19 protein-coding genes are annotated in these 17,493 nt (G+C 65.5%); 10 read left to right on the top strand and 9 right to left on the bottom strand.

The features are described from left to right. Position 1 precedes the first annotated feature (1 nt). The 3 genes from LC041_RS09705 to rpsA form a co-directional block, all read right to left on the bottom strand. Complete coding sequence (locus tag LC041_RS09705; RefSeq protein WP_226532902.1) at positions 2 to 1,042, bottom strand: aliphatic sulfonate ABC transporter substrate-binding protein; 1,041 nt, start codon at positions 1,040 to 1,042, stop codon at positions 2 to 4. Continuing rightward, positions 1,042 to 1,887 (bottom strand): ABC transporter ATP-binding protein, encoded by an 846-nt coding sequence (locus LC041_RS09700; protein ID WP_226532901.1) that lies wholly within the window; start codon positions 1,885 to 1,887, stop codon positions 1,042 to 1,044. Before LC041_RS09700 ends, LC041_RS09705 begins: the two co-directional genes overlap by 1 nt. Before the next feature lie 145 nt (positions 1,888 to 2,032). After that, positions 2,033 to 3,487: a 30S ribosomal protein S1 gene (rpsA, locus tag LC041_RS09695; RefSeq protein ID WP_226532900.1), complete on the bottom strand. Its 1,455-nt coding sequence runs from the start codon at positions 3,485 to 3,487 to the stop codon at positions 2,033 to 2,035. 235 nt (positions 3,488 to 3,722) lie between these two features. On the opposite strand from rpsA, the gene LC041_RS09690 reads away from it, so the two are divergent. Further along, the gene (locus tag LC041_RS09690; RefSeq protein ID WP_226532899.1) at positions 3,723 to 4,265 is read left to right on the top strand and encodes a hypothetical protein; all 543 of its coding nucleotides are present in this window, start codon (positions 3,723 to 3,725) and stop codon (positions 4,263 to 4,265) included. A gap of 121 nt (positions 4,266 to 4,386) precedes the next feature. Here LC041_RS09690 and LC041_RS09685 read toward each other — a convergent pair whose 3' ends face one another. Continuing rightward, a complete protein-coding gene (locus LC041_RS09685; RefSeq protein ID WP_226532898.1) occupies positions 4,387 to 4,551 on the bottom strand; it encodes a hypothetical protein in 165 nt (54 codons plus the stop codon). Between LC041_RS09685 and LC041_RS09680 the strand changes: the two genes are divergently transcribed. Both LC041_RS09680 and LC041_RS09675 read left to right on the top strand, forming a co-directional pair. Then, positions 4,541 to 5,041, top strand: coding sequence for a hypothetical protein (locus LC041_RS09680; RefSeq protein WP_226532897.1), 501 nt, complete (start codon positions 4,541 to 4,543; stop codon positions 5,039 to 5,041). The genes LC041_RS09685 and LC041_RS09680 overlap by 11 nt on opposite strands. Positions 5,042 to 5,100: 59 nt before the next feature. After that, complete coding sequence (locus LC041_RS09675) at positions 5,101 to 6,039, top strand: 5'-3' exonuclease (RefSeq protein ID WP_226532896.1); 939 nt, start codon at positions 5,101 to 5,103, stop codon at positions 6,037 to 6,039. 21 nt (positions 6,040 to 6,060) lie between these two features. Here LC041_RS09675 and LC041_RS09670 read toward each other — a convergent pair whose 3' ends face one another. After that, the gene (locus tag LC041_RS09670; protein WP_226532895.1) at positions 6,061 to 7,047 is read right to left on the bottom strand and encodes a PHP domain-containing protein; all 987 of its coding nucleotides are present in this window, start codon (positions 7,045 to 7,047) and stop codon (positions 6,061 to 6,063) included. Positions 7,048 to 7,049: 2 nt separating this feature from the next. Then, positions 7,050 to 8,120, bottom strand: a complete 1,071-nt coding sequence (gene trpD / locus LC041_RS09665; protein WP_226532894.1) for an anthranilate phosphoribosyltransferase — start codon at positions 8,118 to 8,120, stop codon at positions 7,050 to 7,052. 192 nt (positions 8,121 to 8,312) lie between these two features. On the opposite strand from trpD, the gene ctaE reads away from it, so the two are divergent. The 7 genes from ctaE (at position 8,313) to LC041_RS09630 (ending at position 14,229) form a co-directional block, all read left to right on the top strand. After that, entirely contained in the window at positions 8,313 to 8,966 is a 654-nt protein-coding gene (gene ctaE, locus LC041_RS09660) for an aa3-type cytochrome oxidase subunit III (protein ID WP_131491265.1), read from the top strand. A 20-nt stretch (positions 8,967 to 8,986) separates the two neighbouring features. Further along, a complete protein-coding gene (qcrC, locus tag LC041_RS09655) occupies positions 8,987 to 9,787 on the top strand; it encodes a cytochrome bc1 complex diheme cytochrome c subunit (protein ID WP_226532893.1) in 801 nt (266 codons plus the stop codon). Between the two features lie 36 nt (positions 9,788 to 9,823). Further along, on the top strand, positions 9,824 to 10,900 hold the full coding sequence (gene qcrA, locus LC041_RS09650; RefSeq protein ID WP_226532892.1) for a cytochrome bc1 complex Rieske iron-sulfur subunit: 1,077 nt from the start codon (positions 9,824 to 9,826) through the stop codon (positions 10,898 to 10,900). After that, positions 10,897 to 12,711, top strand: a complete 1,815-nt coding sequence (gene qcrB / locus LC041_RS09645) for a cytochrome bc1 complex cytochrome b subunit (RefSeq protein ID WP_226532891.1) — start codon at positions 10,897 to 10,899, stop codon at positions 12,709 to 12,711. Before qcrA ends, qcrB begins: the two co-directional genes overlap by 4 nt. Before the next feature lie 82 nt (positions 12,712 to 12,793). Continuing rightward, positions 12,794 to 13,201: a RidA family protein gene (locus LC041_RS09640; protein ID WP_226532890.1), complete on the top strand. Its 408-nt coding sequence runs from the start codon at positions 12,794 to 12,796 to the stop codon at positions 13,199 to 13,201. Between the two features lie 2 nt (positions 13,202 to 13,203). Next, positions 13,204 to 13,719, top strand: coding sequence for a GNAT family N-acetyltransferase (locus LC041_RS09635; RefSeq protein WP_226532889.1), 516 nt, complete (start codon positions 13,204 to 13,206; stop codon positions 13,717 to 13,719). A gap of 90 nt (positions 13,720 to 13,809) precedes the next feature. After that, positions 13,810 to 14,229, top strand: a complete 420-nt coding sequence (locus LC041_RS09630; protein ID WP_226532888.1) for a rhodanese-like domain-containing protein — start codon at positions 13,810 to 13,812, stop codon at positions 14,227 to 14,229. Positions 14,230 to 14,292: 63 nt separating this feature from the next. Here LC041_RS09630 and LC041_RS09625 read toward each other — a convergent pair whose 3' ends face one another. From LC041_RS09625 to ctaC, 3 genes are read right to left on the bottom strand one after another with little or no spacing between them, the layout of a single operon-like run. After that, positions 14,293 to 14,727, bottom strand: a complete 435-nt coding sequence (locus LC041_RS09625) for a cytochrome c oxidase subunit 4 (RefSeq protein WP_047524053.1) — start codon at positions 14,725 to 14,727, stop codon at positions 14,293 to 14,295. A gap of 3 nt (positions 14,728 to 14,730) precedes the next feature. Next, positions 14,731 to 16,464: an aa3-type cytochrome oxidase subunit I gene (ctaD, locus tag LC041_RS09620; protein WP_226532887.1), complete on the bottom strand. Its 1,734-nt coding sequence runs from the start codon at positions 16,462 to 16,464 to the stop codon at positions 14,731 to 14,733. 3 nt (positions 16,465 to 16,467) lie between these two features. Beyond that, the gene (gene ctaC / locus LC041_RS09615; protein ID WP_226532886.1) at positions 16,468 to 17,367 is read right to left on the bottom strand and encodes an aa3-type cytochrome oxidase subunit II; all 900 of its coding nucleotides are present in this window, start codon (positions 17,365 to 17,367) and stop codon (positions 16,468 to 16,470) included. Positions 17,368 to 17,493: the final 126 nt, after the last annotated feature.

The raw sequence follows: 17,493 nt of genomic DNA, 5'->3' as shown, positions 1-17,493 counted from the left end.
GTCACTCGCCGCCGACCGCCTTCTTCGCGAACGTGTCGTTCACGATCGACGCCAGCGCCTTGTCGATGGACTCCTGGCCGCCCTGCACGTCGCCGGAGTCGACGAGCACCGGAGCGATCTTCTCCAGCACGGCAAGCTGGTCATCGCCCGGGATCCCGCTGACGTCGAGGTTCGAACGCTCCTGGATCACGGTCGTCGCGACCTCGGGGTCGATGCCTGCGACCTCGGCGAGCAGCGCCGCCGTCTGTTCGGGGTGCTCGAGAGCCCACTCACGCGCCTGCTCGTAGGCGTCCACGACGGCCTGCGCGAGATCGGGGTGGTTCGTGAGGAAGTCCTCGGTGGCGTTGAGGAACCCATACGTGTTGAAGTCCACGTTCCGGTAGATCAGCTTGTCCCCCGACTCGACCTCGGCCGCGGCCATGATCGGGTCGAGCCCGGCCCACGCATCCACCGATCCGCCGTCGAGCGCTGCACGACCGTCGGCGTGCTGGAGGTTCTGCACTTCGACGTCGGAGAGGGTCAGCCCGCCCTCTTCGAGTGCCTGCAGCAGGAAGAAGTACGGGTCGGTGCCCTTCGTTGCCGCGACGGAGGCGCCCTTGAGGTCTTCGATCGAAGTGATGTCACTATCAGGGCCGACCACGATGGCCGACCACTCCGGCTGCGAGTAGATGTCGATGACCTGGATCGGCGATCCGTTGGCGCGCGCGAGCAGCGCAGCCGAACCGGCTGTCGAGCCGACGTCGACCGAGCCCGAACGCAGCAACTCGTTGGCCTTGTTCGAGCCGGCTGACTGCACCCACTCGACGTCGACGTCGTCCCCGAGGATGTCCTCGAGAAGACCTTGGTCACGGACCACGAGGCTGAGCGGGTTGTAGGTCGCGAAATCGACGGACAATGTGTCCGAGGACCAGCCCGTGGATCCCGAGGTGTTCTCCGTGTCGGAGGCCGTGGCGTTCTCGCCGGCGACGCAACCGGTCGCTACGAGCATCATCGTCCCGGCGATCGCGATCGCAGGGATGATTCGGCGGGTGGTGATGCTCATCAGGACTCCTCGGTGGTGCGGTGGTGGGTGTCGACGCCGAGGCCTTCGAGAAGGTCGGCGCGCAGGTCGGCGAGTCCGCGATCGGCGCGGTCGCGAGGACGGATGCCCGGCACGAGGATCGTGCGGGAGATGGAAGGCTCTTCGAGGTCTTCACCGGTCAGCGTTCGCAGCAACAGCACGCGATCGGCGAGATAGAGCGCCTCTTCGACGTCATGTGTGACGAGGAGGACGGTGGTGGGCTCTGCGGCGTGGATCTCGAGGAGCAGATCATGCATGCGCAGGCGCGTCAGAGCGTCGAGGGCACCGAAGGGCTCGTCGAGCAGCAGCACGCCAGGGTTCCGGGCGAGAGCCCGGGCGAGTGCGGCCCGCTGGGCCATTCCGCCGGAGACCTCACGCGGACGCTGATCTGCGGCCTGCTCGAGGCCCACCAAGCGCAGCAGCTCCTGCACGCGCTCACGTCCGGCGCGACGGGCTGTTCCTCGTGGCAGGCCGAGTTCGACGTTCTGGGCGATCGTGCGCCAAGGGAGCAGCCGAGGCTCTTGGAACGCGACGGCAGTGCGCTCGTCGACATCGGTGACGCCGACGCCGTTCAGACGGATGGCACCCCGGGTCGGAGTGTCCAGCCCGCCGACGAGGCGCAGGAGCGTCGACTTGCCGCAGCCGGAAGGCCCGACCACCGCCAGGATCTCGCCTGCCGCGACGTCGAGGTCGAGCCCCCTGAGCACGTCTCGCCGCCCGTGCGACAGCGGGAAAGAGCGTTCTACGCTGTCGAGCTGCACGCTCTGCGCCGTCCCGGCCGCAATCGATGCGTCGGCGAGGCGCGGCGAGGGCAGCAGGGTCGTCATACCCTCATGCTGGCCGACGGGCTCCGATGTTACGAATGGGACCGTAATGTTCCGTCACGCAAGGGATGGAACAGGAATGCGGGTACGCGAAACGGGCCGCCGCACCCGCCCGAAGGCGAGGCGACGACCCGTTTCAGAGAGGTGCTTAAGCGTTGCCGCCCGAGAGCTTCTCGCGCAGAGCCGCAAGAGCCTCGTCGTCCGCCAGGGTGCCGGCACCGGCAACCTCGGTGGCGAAGGACTGTCCGCCGAAGTCTTCTCCGGCTGCAGCCTCGGCCTCGGCCGCCTTGACGACCTGAGCCTTGTGCGCTTCCCAGCGAGCCTGGGCTGCAGCGTACTCCTGCTCCCATGCCTCGCGCTGGGCGTCGAAGCCTTCCTTCCACGCACCGGTCTCGGCGTCGAAGCCCTCCGGGTACTTGTACTCGCCGTTCTCGTCGTACTCGGCGAGCATGCCGTAGAGAGCCGGGTCGAACTCGGTGCCGTTGGGGTCGACCGACTCGTTGGCCTGCTTCAGCGACAGCGAGATACGACGACGCTCCAGGTCGATGTCGATGACCTTGACGAAGACCTCTTCGCCGACCGAGACGACCTGCTCAGCCAGTTCGACGTGCTTGCTGGAGAGCTCGGAGATGTGGACGAGACCCTCGATGCCGTCTGCGACGCGAACGAACGCACCGAACGGAACCAGCTTCGTGACCTTACCCGGCGTGACCTGACCGATCGCGTGGGTGCGGGCGAAGACCTGCCACGGGTCCTCCTGCGTCGCCTTCAGCGACAGGGAGACGCGCTCGCGGTCGAGGTCGACCTCGAGGATCTCGACGGTGACCTCCTGGCCGACCTCGACGACCTCGGAGGCGTGCTCGATGTGCTTCCAGGACAGCTCGGAGACGTGCACGAGGCCGTCCACGCCGCCCAGGTCGACGAACGCACCGAAGTTGACGATCGACGAGACGACACCCTTGCGAACCTGGCCCTTGTGCAGGTTGTTCAGGAACGTGGTGCGCGACTCCGACTGCGTCTGCTCGAGCAGCGCGCGGCGGCTCAGGACGACGTTGTTGCGGTTCTTGTCGAGCTCGAGGATCTTCGCCTCGATCTCCTGGCCGAGGTACGGCGTGAGGTCGCGGACGCGACGCAGCTCGATGAGCGAAGCCGGGAGGAAGCCACGGAGGCCGATGTCGACGATGAGTCCACCCTTGACGACCTCGATGACCGTACCGGTGACGACGCCGTCGTTCTCCTTGATCTTCTCGACGTCTCCCCACGCACGCTCGTACTGAGCACGCTTCTTGGAGAGGATCAGGCGGCCTTCCTTGTCCTCCTTCTGGAGAACGAGTGCCTCGACCAGATCGCCGACTGCGACGACCTCGTTGGGGTCGACATCGTGCTTGATCGAGAGCTCACGCGAGGGGATGACGCCCTCGGTCTTGTAGCCGACATCGAGGAGGACCTCATCGCGGTCGATCTTGACGATCGTGCCTTCGATGATGTCGCCGTCGTTGAAGAACTTCAGGGTCTTCTCGACCGCGGCCAGGAAGTCCTCAGCAGATCCGATGTCGTTGATGGCGACCTGCTTGGTGGCCGGGGCGGTCGTTGCGGTAGTCATGTAGTGGGTTGTCCTTGTGAATGGAGACTCGGGCTGAGAGTCAACGACCGCGCACGGCCGACAGCATGCTTCTCAGCAGTTGGATTTTGGTTTTCTCGTCACGAGGGCATGCGTGTGCACGCCACGAGTGACGGTTAAGGCTATCAGAAGTTCGAGCACCGCAGGAGTCGGATTCGAACGCCCTCCCTGTGGAGAACTCGAACGGGCCGAACCTCATTCCCCTTACGGTGGCGGAGTGACACCGGCCACTCCCCTGATCCCTGCCTTTTCGATGCGACTCGCGGCCCTTGCGGCTTCGGTCGCGCTGCTCGCAGGGTGCTCCCCCGGCCCCGAGCCGACACCGACCCCGACCGCCGCCTTCGCCTCCGAAGAAGAAGCGTTCGCCGCTGCCGAGGCGACCTACCGCGCGTACAACGACGCGAGCAACGCCCGTCGATCTGGCGATGTCACCGCGCGACCTGACTCTTACCTAGTTGGAGCAGCGCTTGAGGCTGATCTAGAGGCCTCGGACTACTTGCGCGCCGAAGGCCTCCAGGTCACTGGAGATGTGAAGATCACGACGTTTCGCGGGCTGAGAGCGGACATCGATACCCAAAATGCGTCGCTCACAGCGCTCGTGTGTCTCGACGTGTCACGCACACGAGTAGTCGACGCGGCCGGAACCGACGTGACTCCGACCGCACGCGCGAGAACCATAGCGCTCTTCACAACCATGAGCGCGTCTGGAGACACATTCCAGGTCGAAGACGAAACGGACGCGCCGGTAGAAGAATGCTGAAACTAGCTGCGTCGGTCGTCGTTCTCCTAGCGAGCCTGCCCACGATAGTTCCGTCATTGAACGTCAATTCCGAGGGAACTCCCTGTGCTCGCGAACTTCAGATTGTTGGTTTGTGTACCGCTCAGAACGATGGCAGCCAGCTGACGATCTCCGCCACCGAGACGGGCACGTCTCCGGGCAGCGCCTCGCCTGACTCCCCCGGGGAGGCCGAGCCGCCGTCGCCGTGCACTCCGGACCCGGTGCGGGTGACCTCTTGCGGGATCTCCGCGGTCCGCGTGACGAACAACGATGGCGTGCCGCTCACGATCACCGACGTCGCGCAGTTCGCACCCGGGCCCACGACGACGGCCGGTGAGCCGGACAACGTCGGCGTCGCAGGGCTACCGGTGAACTTCGTGGCTTCGGCATCGGCGCAGAACCGCAGCGGCACTCTTCTTGGGAGACCGATCAGCGTGCGCTTCTCCCCCGTGCGCTTCGTCTTCACCTACGGCGACGGAAGCACGGCCGCCACGGCCAGCGGTGGCCACACCTGGTCCGCTCTCGGACAAGCGCCGTTCACCCCGACGCCGACGAGTCACACCTATCGCGCACGCGGAACCTTCCTCGCCCACGTGACGACGCACTACACGGCTGAGGTCGACATCGGCGGAGGCTGGTTCCCGGTGGCTGGCGAACTCGCCGTCGAAGGTCCGACCCAGCGGATCCGCATCTACGAGGCCGACACCGCGCTCGTGGCTCGCACCTGCGCTGAACGACCCGATGCCGCGGGTTGTTGACGACGAGAGCGTTCCCTTTCCGCGGGCTTGCGTCAGATCACCGTGCCAGACTGTCGTTCGTGACCGATCGACTGATGCTGCTCGACACCGCCAGCCTCTACTTCCGCGCGTTCTACGGCGTCCCCGACAAGGTGAAGGCACCCGACGGCTCTCCCATCAACGCCGCTCGCGGTCTCCTCGACATCATCGCCAAGCTCATCTCGCTCTATGAGCCGACGCATGTGATCGCCTGCTGGGACGACGACTGGCGACCGCAGTGGCGCGTCGACCTCATCCCCACTTACAAGACCCACCGCGTGGTCGAGGTCATCGCCGTCGGCCCCGATGTCGAAGAGGTCCCCGATCCTCTCGAAGCGCAGATCCCGCTCATCCGCGAGACGCTGGCCGCCATCGGCATCCCCATCATCGGCGTCGCCGAGCATGAGGCCGATGATGTGATCGGCACCCTCGCCACCAAGACCACGATGCCGGTCGACATCGTCACCGGCGATCGCGACCTGTTCCAGCTCGTGGACGATGCACGCGACGTCCGTGTCATCTACACCGCCCGGGGCATGAGCAACCTCGAGCTCGTGACCGACGCCACCGTGGTGGCGAAGTACGGCGTGCTCCCCTCGCAGTACGCCGACTTCGCCACCATGCGGGGCGACGCCTCCGACGGCCTTCCCGGCGTGGCCGGGGTGGGTGAGAAGACGGCGGCCACCCTGTTGCAGACGCACACCGATCTGGAGGGCATCCGAGCCGCGGCCGAAGCGGGTGCGGGGATGAGCGCGGGTGTGCGCGCCAAGGTGCTCGCCGCATCCGACTACCTCGATGTCGCCCCGACAGTGGTCGCGGTCGCAACCGGCCTGCCGATCACGGCACCAGATACCCCTCTACGCGTGCTCGACCCCGCCGAGGTGGACGCCGCAATCGCGCTCGCTGAGAAGTGGAACCTCGGCGGCTCGATGACACGTGCTCTCACGGCTGTGTCGAAAGCCGCCCCCGCCGCAGACTGACCGCCGGCGATCGACGGCGCATCACTCCGCCCAGGCGAGCAGCCGTTCGAGACCCCAGGTCGTCACGATTCGTGATGAGGGGACACCAGCGCGCTCAGCACGTTCGGCTCCGTGGTCGAGCAGCGAGAGCTGTCCGGGCGCGTGCGCATCCGAATCAATAGAGAACAGGCACCCTTCGGCGAGGGCGATCGCGATCAGGTCGTCCGGTGGATCCTGGCGCTCCGGTCGCGAGTTGATCTCGACCGCCACCCCGTTGTCCGCGCAGGCGGCGAAGACGGCCCGGGCATCGAAAGTCGACTCGGGGCGTGTCCCGCGATCGCCCTGGACCAGCCGCCCCGTGCAGTGCCCGAGCACGTTCACCCGAGGATGCGCGACCGCAGTGATCATGCGTGCCGTCATCGCCCGCGCATCCATGCGCAGTTTGGAATGAACCGATGCCACGACGATGTCCAGCTCGGCGAGCAGCCCGTCCTCCTGGTCGAGGCTCCCGTCCTCCAGGATGTCGACCTCGATGCCGGCGAGCAGGGTGAAGCCGCCACCGGATTCCGCGCGGACCAGCGGCATCTGCTCCCGAAGGCGCTCGGCCGACAGCCCCCGAGCGACCCGGAGGCGCGGCGAGTGATCGGTGATCGCCTGATACTCGTGTCCGAGCGCCCTGGCAGCGGCGGCCATCACCGCGATCGGCGTGGTCCCGTCCGACCAGTCCGTATGCGCATGAAGGTCGCCGCGGAGCTTCGCCCGGAGCTCCGATACCCGCTCGGGCTCGACATCGCCGCGCAGCTCGACGAGGTAGTCGGGGACCTGCCCGGCCTGTGCCTGGCGAATCACCGCGAATGTGGATTCGCCGATGCCTTTGGCCGCGCGCAGTCTCGTGGGATCACCCTGAACGTCATCCGGAAGATCTCGCAACGTCGCAGCGGCCTGACGGAAGGCCTTCGCGCGATACCGCGACGCACGCTCCCGCTCCAGCAGAGAAGCGATCTCGAGCAGCGCGTCGACCGGATCCACGGTCACTCCTTCGGCGCCGAGAGCTCGCGACTCACACCGATCCACTGGTCGAGCTTCGCCAGCGCACGGCCATCATCGACCGCGGCCGACGCCTTCTCATAGCCTTCGCGCAGGCGCTCCAGTATCGGACGCTGCACCTGACCCGCATCCTGCGACAGCTCGAACGCCACGATGCCGGCAGCGGCATTGAGGAGCACGATGTCGCGCACCGCTCCGGACTCCCCCGCCAGTGTGCGTCGGAGCACCTCCGCGTTGTGCTGGGGCGACCCGCCGATCAGGTCGGCGAGATCGGCGATCGGAATGCCCAGATCGCGCGGGTCGAGGTCATGTTCGTGGATGTCTCCGCGAGTGACCTCCCAGATCCGGCTGTGACCTGTCGTGGTGAGCTCGTCGAGCCCGTCGTCTCCGCGGAAGACGAGCGCCGTGGCGCCACGAGTCCGAAAGACACCGGTGATGAGCGGAACGCGCTCGATCTGCGCGACCCCCACAGCGTTGGCTTCCGCGCGCGCGGGGTTGCAGAGCGGCCCGAGCATGTTGAACACGGTGGGCACGCCCAGTTGCGCACGCACGGCGCCCGCGTGCTTGAAGCCGGGGTGGAAGGCACCTGCCCACGCGAATGTGATTCCGGTGCGGTCGAGGATGGTCGCGACGTCCGAGGGGTCGAGGGACAGCTCCAGTCCGAGCGCTCCGAGCACGTCCGACGAGCCCGAGGCCGAGCTCGCGGCGCGATTGCCGTGCTTGACCACGGGCACACCGGTCGCACCGATCACGATCGCCGCCGTGGTGGACACGTTCACGGTGCCGACACGATCGCCGCCCGTCCCGACGATGTCGAGCACATCCGGCGACACCGGCAGCGGCACGGCCGCCTCCAGGATCGCATCGCGGAAGCCGACGATCTCGTCGATCGTCTCCCCCTTCGCCCGCAGAGCGATGAGGAAGCCTGCGAGCTGAGCTTCGCTGACGCCTCCCTGCATGATCTGGCGCATCGCCCAGGTGGACTCCCACACGCTGAGATCGCGACGTTCCAGCAGAGAGGTGAGCACGTCGGACCAGGTCAGCGAATCAGCCATGTGTGCGATCCTATCGGCGCGCAGAAAACATGCAGGCCCGTCCGATCACGCGCTGGATCGATCACCGACCCTTGTTTCCCGCGGATTCACCGAGTATTCGCAGTGTTTTCTTAGGGTCCCCTAAGTCGCATGCGGGCGAATCGGAGGCCGCTGGTGCAAGAATCACGCCCGAGGATCGGCCATAATGGAGGGGTGACGACCTCAGCGACGTATGCCCCGGCGGCGAGAACGATCAAGCGGCCCAACCCGGTAGCTGTCGGCACCATTGTGTGGCTCGGCAGTGAGGTGATGTTCTTCGCGGGACTCTTCGCGATCTACTTCACCCTCCGCAGCACCTCACCGGAGCTGTGGGCGGACCGGACCGAGCTGCTGAACGTTCCGTTCGCCGCAGTGAACACGGCGATCCTGGTCCTGTCCTCGTTCACGTGCCAGATGGGCGTGTTCGCGGCAGAAGACCTGCAGCCCTACAAGATCGGCAAGGGGCAGAAGAACGGCGCAGGCCGCCGTCGCCTGTTCGGCTGGGGAATGGTCGAGTGGTTCTTCCTCACCTTCGCCCTCGGCGCGATCTTCGTCTCCGGCCAGGTCTGGGAGTACGCGCAGTTGGTCGCTGAGGGCATGCCGATCGGCGCCGACTCCTACGCCTCTGCGTTCTACCTGACGACCGGCTTCCACGCCCTGCACGTCACGGGTGGCCTCGTCGCGTTCCTGCTCGTCATCGGCCGCGCCTACGCCGTCAAGAACTTCCGGCACAAGGAGGCGACCTCCTCGATCGTGGTGTCCTACTACTGGCACTTCGTCGACGTCGTCTGGATCGTGCTGTTCCTCGTTATCTACTTCCTGAAATAAGAGCGGAGCTGATCCCCGAGATGGCACGAGAGAAGAAGCGCCGTTCCAGCGGTCGTCGCAGCCCTTTGGCGGCGGCCGCGCTCATCGGAGCAGGCCTCATGATCACCGGCGCGGTCTATGCCGGCGCGACCGCCGCATTCGCTGCGTCCGACACGCAGACCGCGACGACACAGCTGACCGTCGAGGACGGCGAGAAGCTGTTCACGGCGAACTGCGCCACCTGCCACGGTCTCGACCTGCAGGGAACCGCCAACGGCCCCAGCCTCTACGGCGTGGGCGAGCTGGCGACCGAGTTCCAGCTGTCGACCGGCCGCATGCCTCTGCAGATGCAGGGTCCGCAGGCGCCGCAGAAGGAGCCGCAGTTCACCGAGGACCAGATCCTCGCGATCTCGTCGTTCGTGCAGTCCACGGCCCCCGGCCCGACCTTCCCGGACGAGCGGATCCTCGACGGGGAGGGCGACGTCTCACACGGAGCCGAGCTCTTCCGAGTGAACTGCGCCATGTGCCACAACGTCGCTGCGGCCGGTGGAGCACTCACCGAGGGCAAGTACGCCCCGGCCCTGACCGAGACCAGTGCCCTGCACATCTATGCGGCCATGGTCACGGGCCCGCAGAACATGCCGGTCTTCGGTGACATGAACCTGTCCGACGAGGACAAGCGCGACATCATCTCGGCTCTGCTCTTCCAGCAGCAGTCCGTGCAGGTGGGCGGCTTCTCGCTCGGCTCTCTCGGACCTGTCTCCGAGGGACTGTTCGTGTGGATCTTCGGTATCGGCGCGCTCGTCGCCGCCACCGTGTGGATCACGGCGAAGTCCAACTGACGCTTATTCATCGAAGAGGAACGTACGAGGAGCACCATGGCACACGACGACGACTCGCAGGCTCTTGACAGGGCCTACCAGCCCTCTCCGGGGCTGGGTGTCGCAGTCAGCGATCCCGTGCAGAACCCCGGGCTTCCGCCCCATCGCGAGCGGATGACCGACAAGGACCCGCGCGCCGAGAAGGCCGCTGTCCGCACTGTCTACACGCTGTTCTACCTCTCGCTCGCGGGAAGCATCTGGGCGGTCGCCGCCTACATGCTCTTCCCGATCGAGAGCGGCGCGCTCATCGACATCCGCCAGAACAACCTCTTCATCGGTCTCGGCATCGCTCTCGCGCTGCTGGCCCTCGGAATCGGCGCGATCCACTGGTCCAAGGCGCTCATGTCCGACAAGGAGTTCATCGAGCACCGGCACCCGACTCGGGGCAAGGACTCGACGCGCGAGGCCGCCATCAAGGCGTTCTCCGACGCGAACGAGGAATCCGGCTTCGGGCGCCGCTCGATGATCCGCAACTCCCTGTTCGCCGCGATCGTCGCCTCCATCATCCCCGGGGTCACGCTGTTCCGTGGCCTCGCTCCGCACTCCACACCGGACGACCCCACCGCGGGAGACCCGGTCGCACTCCTCAAGCACACGATGTGGGAAGAGGGCAGCCGCCTCGTCCGCGATCCCGACGGCACCCCGATCCGCGCTGCGGACGTGACCCTCGGTTCCGCATTCCACGTGATCCCTGAGGAGCTGGCCACGCTCAGCCACCACGACGGGTACCTCGAGGAGAAGGCCAAGGCCATCGTCCTCATGATGCGCCTGCGTCCCGAGCAGCTGATCGAGGCCGAGGACCGCAAGGACTGGTCCTACGACGGCATCGTCGCCTACTCCAAGGTCTGCACGCACGTCGGCTGCCCCGTGGCTCTCTACGAGCAGCAGACACACCACCTCCTGTGCCCGTGCCACCAGTCGCAGTTCGACGTCACGGACCACGCCAAGGTCATCTTCGGCCCTGCGGCACGCCCGCTGCCGCAGCTGCCCATCACCGTCGATGACGAGGGCTACCTGGTCGCACGCAGCGACTTCAAGGAACCCGTCGGCCCGAGCTTCTGGGAGCGCCATTGAGCACCGCAACGCTGTCCAAAGAGGACAAGGACACCAAAGCGCCCCTCGGCGGCCGCTTCGTCGGTGCCGCGTCGAACTACATCGATGAGCGCACCAGCATCTCCGGCTTCGTCAAGGAACTCGGACGGAAGATCTTCCCCGACCACTGGTCGTTCATGCTCGGCGAGATCGCGCTGTGGAGCTTCGTCGTCGTGTTCCTCTCCGGAACCTTCCTGACGTTCTTCTTCCAGGCGTCGATGGTCGAAACCCACTACACCGGCGCCTATGCCCCGATGCGTGGTATCGAGATGTCGGCTGCGCTCGAGTCGTCGCTGCACATCTCCTTCGATCTGCGCGGCGGCCTGCTCGTCCGTCAGATCCACCACTGGGCCGCGCTGGTGTTCATCGCCGGCATCGGCGTGCACATGCTCCGGGTGTTCTTCACCGGCGCATTCCGCAAGCCGCGTGAGCTCAACTGGGTCATCGGGTTCATCCTCTTCATCCTCGCGATGGCAGAGGGCTTCACCGGCTACTCGCTCCCCGACGACCTGCTGTCGGGCAACGGTCTCCGCATCATCGACGGCATGATCAAGGGTCTCCCTCTGATCGGCACGTGGACCTCGTTCCTCCTCTTCGGTGGAGAGTTCCCAGGAACCGACATCGTCGGCCGTCTGTACACGCTGCACATCCTGCTGCTGCCGATGCTGGTCATCGCGCTGATCGTCGTGCACCTGATGCTGATGATCGTCAACAAGCACACGCAGTTCGCGGGCCCCGGCCGCACGAACGACAACGTCGTGGGCTACCCGATGATGCCCGTGTACATGTCGAAGATGGGCGGTTACCTGTTCATCGTCTTCGGCACCATCGTGCTGATCGCGACGTTCTTCCAGATCAACCCCATCTGGAACTACGGTCCGTACGACCCGTCGCCCGTCTCCGCCGGCACCCAGCCCGACTGGTACATCGGGTTCGCCGACGGTGCACTGCGTCTGGCTCCGTCGAACTGGGACGTCGTGTTCCTCAACCACACCTGGTCGTTCGGCATCATCGCCCCGGTTCTGGTGCTCGGTCTGTTCATCGTCATCGTCGCGATCTACCCGTTCCTCGAGGCGTGGGTCACCGGAGACAAGCGTGAGCACCACATCGCTCAGCGCCCCCGCAACGCGGCGACGCGTACGGCGATCGGTGTCGCGGGTGTCGTCTTCTACGCGGTCCTGTGGGCAGCAGCCTCCTCCGACCTCATCGCGACGCACTTCATGCTCACGATGGAAGGCGTGATCCACACGCTGCAGGCGCTCCTGTTCCTCGGCCCGATCCTCGGATACTTCGTCACCAAGCGCATCTGCATCGCGCTGCAGAAGAAGGACCGTGAGATCGTTCTGCACGGCTACGAGTCCGGACGCATCGTCCGCCTCCCCGGCGGTGAGTTCATCGAGGTGCACCAGCCCGTCGACAAGTACGACCGCTGGAAGCTCATCGACGTCGACGGCTACGAGCCTCTCGTGGTGCGTCCGAACGCCAAGGGCCGCATCCCGTGGACGGAGAACCTCCGTTCCTCGATCTCTCGCTGGTTCTTCGAGGACCGCCTCGCACCGCTCACGCAGGCCGAGGTCGAGGCCGCCGACGCCCATCAGCACCACGTCACGGCTCACAACGAGGAGACCGAGGCCGCGGAGATCCTGGGTGCTCACGAGCGCGCCGGCTTCCCTGACGCCCCTCTCACGGTCGACGAGACGCATGTCGACGAGACGCCGAACACTCCGAGCACCGTGATCGCCACAGAGCCGGTGAAGAAGCCTCGCAAGAAGAAGTCGGAGGACAGCGAGTAATCCCTCGCTCCTCCCCAACGAAGAAGGCCCCGCTCACCCGAACGGGGCCTTCTTCGTAACATGCCCGATGAAAGGACCAAACATGTCATCCGTCGTCAGCCTCATCCGTGCGGAGAACCTCGCCGCGACTCCCTACGCCTACGCAGCCACCGCACCGGCCGGATCTCGCCTCATCTTCCTCGCCGGCGCGTGCCCGCTCAACGATGACGGCTCGACCGCAGCACCCGGTGACTACGCGGCTCAGGCTGCGCACTGTGTCGAGACGCTCAAGGCGGCGCTGAAGGTCGCAGGAGCCGACCTGACCGATGTGATCAGCACGCGTGTGCTGGTGGCATCCACATCTCAGGCAGACCTCGTCACGGCCTGGGACGTGGTGCACGCCGCATTCGGCTCCCACGATGTGCCCAGCACTCTGCTGGGCGTCACGGTTCTGGGCTACGACGACCAACTCGTGGAGATCGAGGCGATCGCCGCCGTCGCAGACTCGTGATCATGGAAGTCTCGATCCGTCCGGCACGTCCGACCGACAACACGGCCATCGAGCGCATAGAGGTCGCCGCGGATGCGCTGTTGATCGAAAGGTTCGACGCCAGCGACTGGCCGCCGCCAACGCCTCCGCAAGAGCGAGCCACGGTGCCGGGTTTCGTTCTCGTGGCCGAACATGACGCGGTCGGGATCTCACCACTGGCCCTCGCCGGCTTCGTACACGTTCTGGAGGTCGAGGGAAGCGCTCACCTCGAACAGCTCTCGGTGCTTCCCGACTTCGGACGACAAGGGGTCGGACGGCAGCTGGTGACGACGGGGATGACCGAGGCACGACGCAGGGGTCACTCGACCATGACGCTCCGCACGTATATCGATGTTCCCTGGAATGCACCGTTCTACGCGTCATGCGGCTTCGCCGAGACGACGCCGGACACCCCGTTCCTGCGCAGTCTGCTCGGAGTCGAAGAGGAGCTCGGCCTGCTCGACTACGCGCCCCGCGTGCAGATGACAGCGCAGCTCTGACCCCGCCTGGCGACGTCGCTGACGGTTTTCGCACCCCGATCGGCAGGAATGCGGAGGGCTTCGTGCGCGGCAGCGACCTAGGCTGGACCCATGATCGACCGCGCCGACTACTACGCCGCCAAGCTCGCCTACGAGACCGACGCCAGTGACGTCCATGCTGCCCGCCAGGAGGAGACCGACATCGTCGTGGTCGACGTACGGTCCGAGGAGGCGTGGGCTCAAGTACGCGTTGCCGGTGCCATCCACATGCACTACAGCGAGATCGCGACCAGAGCACCGCGCGAGATCTCCCCGAACGCTGAGGTCGTGGTCTACTGCTGGAGCCCTGGGTGCAACGCCGGAGCGAAGGGCGCGCTCGAGTTCTCCCGCTTGGGCTACCACGTGCGCGAGATGATCGGCGGATTCGAATACTGGGTGCGTGAAGGCTACCCGGTGGAGGACGCCGATGGTACGCATCGACGCCCGGTCGATCCGCTCACCGGGGTCGCTCGCGTGAGAACCCGCGCCTGATCCCTGTCTCAGCACGAAGAAGGCCCCCGGACAGATCCGGGGGCCTTCTTCGTGTCTGTCGCGTCAGCGAGCGAAGTTGCCGCGGTAGTACTCGTACACCCAGCCGACGATCGCCACGACGAAGATCGCGAGACCGATCGGGAGCAGGAAGTGCCCGACGGCGAGACCGACGACGAAGACGCCCGCAGATGCCGCGAGCACGATCGGCCACCACGACCACGGGCTGAACTCGCCGAGCTCGGGGTCACCGTCATCGATGTCCGCGGTGAGGATGTCCTCGGGGAGCTCGCCGCTCTGCGCCTTGTGCGTGCGGTCCAGATAGAACGCGATCATCGCGGCCATGAACGCCGAGAAGAACAGAGCGACCGTACCGACCCACTCGATCCGCATGGCGAAGTTGTCTGCCGGTGTGGCCAGGATGTGCCAGCCGGTGTAGATCACGCCGACGAGGGCGAAGAACGCCGTCAGGATCCACCAGAGAATGACGTTGTCGCGCATGACTTAGTGGGCCTCTCGCTCGCCGGGTGCCGTGGTCGCGAACTCGGCGGCCTCCGGGTGGTTCAGGTCGAATGCAGGACGCTCGCTGCGGATGCGCGGGATCGACGTGAAGTTGTGACGCGGCGGCGGGCAGGACGTCGCCCATTCGAGCGAGGCACCGTATCCCCACGGATCGTTGACCGTGACCTTCGGAGCCTTGCGAGCCGTGATCCAGACGTTCAGGAAGAACGGAAGCATCGAGGCACCGAGGATGACCGCACCGATCGTGGAGACCTGGTTCTGCCAGGTCCAGCCGTCGGCGGCGGAGTAGTCCGCATAGCGTCGCACCATTCCGTCGACACCCAGCCAGTGCTGGATGAGGAACGTCATATGGAAGCCGATGAACAGCAACCAGAAGTGCACGTATCCGAGGCGCTCGTTGAGCATGCGCCCAGTCCACTTGGGCCACCAGAAGTAGAAGCCGGCGAACATGGCGAACACGACCGTACCGAAGACGACGTAGTGGAAGTGCGCGACGACGAAATACGAGTCGGAGAGCGCGAAGTCCAGCGGCGGGGCGGCCAGGATCACACCGGTCAGACCACCGAAGACGAACGAGACCAGGAACCCGAGGGCGAACACCATCGGCGTCTCGAAGGTCACGGAACCTCGCCAGAGCGTTCCGATCCAGTTGAAGATCTTCACACCGGTCGGCACAGCGATGAGCATCGTCATCAAGGCGAAGAACGGCAGCAGGACGGAGCCGGTGACGTACATGTGGTGGGCCCACACGGCCACGGAGAGCGCCGCGATCGCGATCGTGGCGTAGACGAGCGTCTTGTATCCGAAGATCGGCTTGCGGCTGAAGACCGGGAAGATCTCCGACACGATTCCGAAGAACGGCAGGGCGATGATGTAGACCTCAGGGTGACCGAAGAACCAGAACAGGTGCTGCCAGAGCAGGACGCCGCCGTTGGCCGGGTCGTAGATGTGAGCGCCGAGGATACGGTCTGCGGCGGCAGCGAAGATGGCCGCAGCGAGCACCGGGAAGGCCATCAGGATCAGAAGGCTCGTGATGAGCGTGTTCCACGAGAAGATCGGCATGCGCCACATGGTCATGCCCGGAGCACGCATCGTGATGATGGTGGTGATGAAGTTGACGGCACCGAGGATCGTTCCGAAACCGGAGATGCCGAGACCCACCATCCACAGGTTTCCACCTGCACCAGGCGAGAAGGATGCACCGGCGAGCGGTTGATAGGCGAACCACCCGAAGGAGGCGGCGCCCTGCGGCGTGAGGAAGCCCGCGACCGCGATGGTCGAGCCGAAGAGGAAGAGCCAGAAGGCGAAGGCGTTGAGACGCGGGAAGGCGACGTCGGGCGCCCCGATCTGCAGCGGGAGGATCGCGTTGGCGAATCCCGCGAACAGGGGCGTCGCGAACATCAGCAGCATGATCGTGCCGTGCATGGTGAACAGCTGGTTGTACTGCTCCTTCGTCGGGATGATCTGCATCCCCGGCGCGAAGAGCTCGGCGCGGATGACCAGCGCCATCACGCCGCCGAGGAGGAAGAACATCACCGAGGCGATCAGGTACATGTACCCGATCGTCTTGTGGTCGGTGGACGTGATCCACTTGACGACGATGTTGCCCTTCTGCTCCACCCGCGAGGAGCTCATGAGAGCGGCCTGACGCGCGGGCAGACTGGTGGGACGAGATCTGGGAGCCTCGTCGGTACGGGGAGCTTCGGTGGTCGACATGGCTTACTCCCCTCCTTCCTCGGTGTCGGTCGGGGTCGTTCCCGGGAAGTTCGAGAGACGGTCGTAGGCGTCGGTGATGTCGCCCGTGTTGCCCTTCTCTTCGAGCGTCTGGAGGTAGGCCTCGTAATCGTCCTCGGAGACGACCTTCACGTTGAAGAGCATCATCGAGTGGTATTCACCGCAGAGCTCGGCGCACTTGCCGGCGTACTCGCCCTCGCGGGTCGGGATGAAGGACCAGGAGTTGTCCTTCCCGATGTACATGTCCTTCTTGTAGAGGAAGTCGATGATCCAGAAGGAGTGGATGACATCACGCGACTGCAGGTTGATCGTGACCTTCTTGTCGACCGGCAGCACCAGCGTGGGCAGCTGCGCCTGGTCGATGTTGCCGTCCTTGTCGGGCTGGGCCTGAATTCCCATCGTCCAGACGGCGTCGGAGTTGTCCTCCTGGTCGCCGTCGTACTGGAAGTCCCACGCCCACTGCTTGGCGATCGCGGTGATCTCGACATCGGGGTCGTCCCACTTGGCTTCGATCGCGGTCTGGTCGCGAGCCGTGAAGAAGAACATGCCCAGCACGAGGATGAGGGGGACGATCGTGTAGAAGATCTCGATCGGCATGTTGTAGCGCATCTGCACCGGCAGGCCGGTCTGGCCCTTGCGACGGCGGTACGCGATCGCAGCCCAGGCCATCAGGCCCCAGGTGATGATTCCGACGGCGAGAAGCACGATCCACGAGTTCACCCAGAGCGAGGAGACGCGCTCGGTCTGATTGGTGGCCGCGGGGCCGTTCTCCACGAAGCCCGGAAGAAAGCCGTTCAGCTCGGTGGGAGAGCATCCCGCCAAGGCCAAGGCTGCCGCAACTCCCACGGGGAGGGCGGCCCAACGAAGGCTGCGTTTCGAGGGCACGATGCACCTTTCAGATCGCGAACAGAGCACACCCAAGTCTAGGGCAACCTCACACCTGATTCATGCCATCCACGCAGGTTGCCGGATGCAGAACGGCCGCCGTCACCGATCGGTGACGGCGGCCGT

It is taken from the genome of Microbacterium paraoxydans (genome assembly GCF_020524545.1).
In the GTDB taxonomy this organism is placed as follows: Bacteria; Actinomycetota; Actinomycetes; order Actinomycetales; family Microbacteriaceae; genus Microbacterium; species Microbacterium paraoxydans_C.
This window is presented reverse-complemented; position numbering and strand designations above follow the sequence as displayed.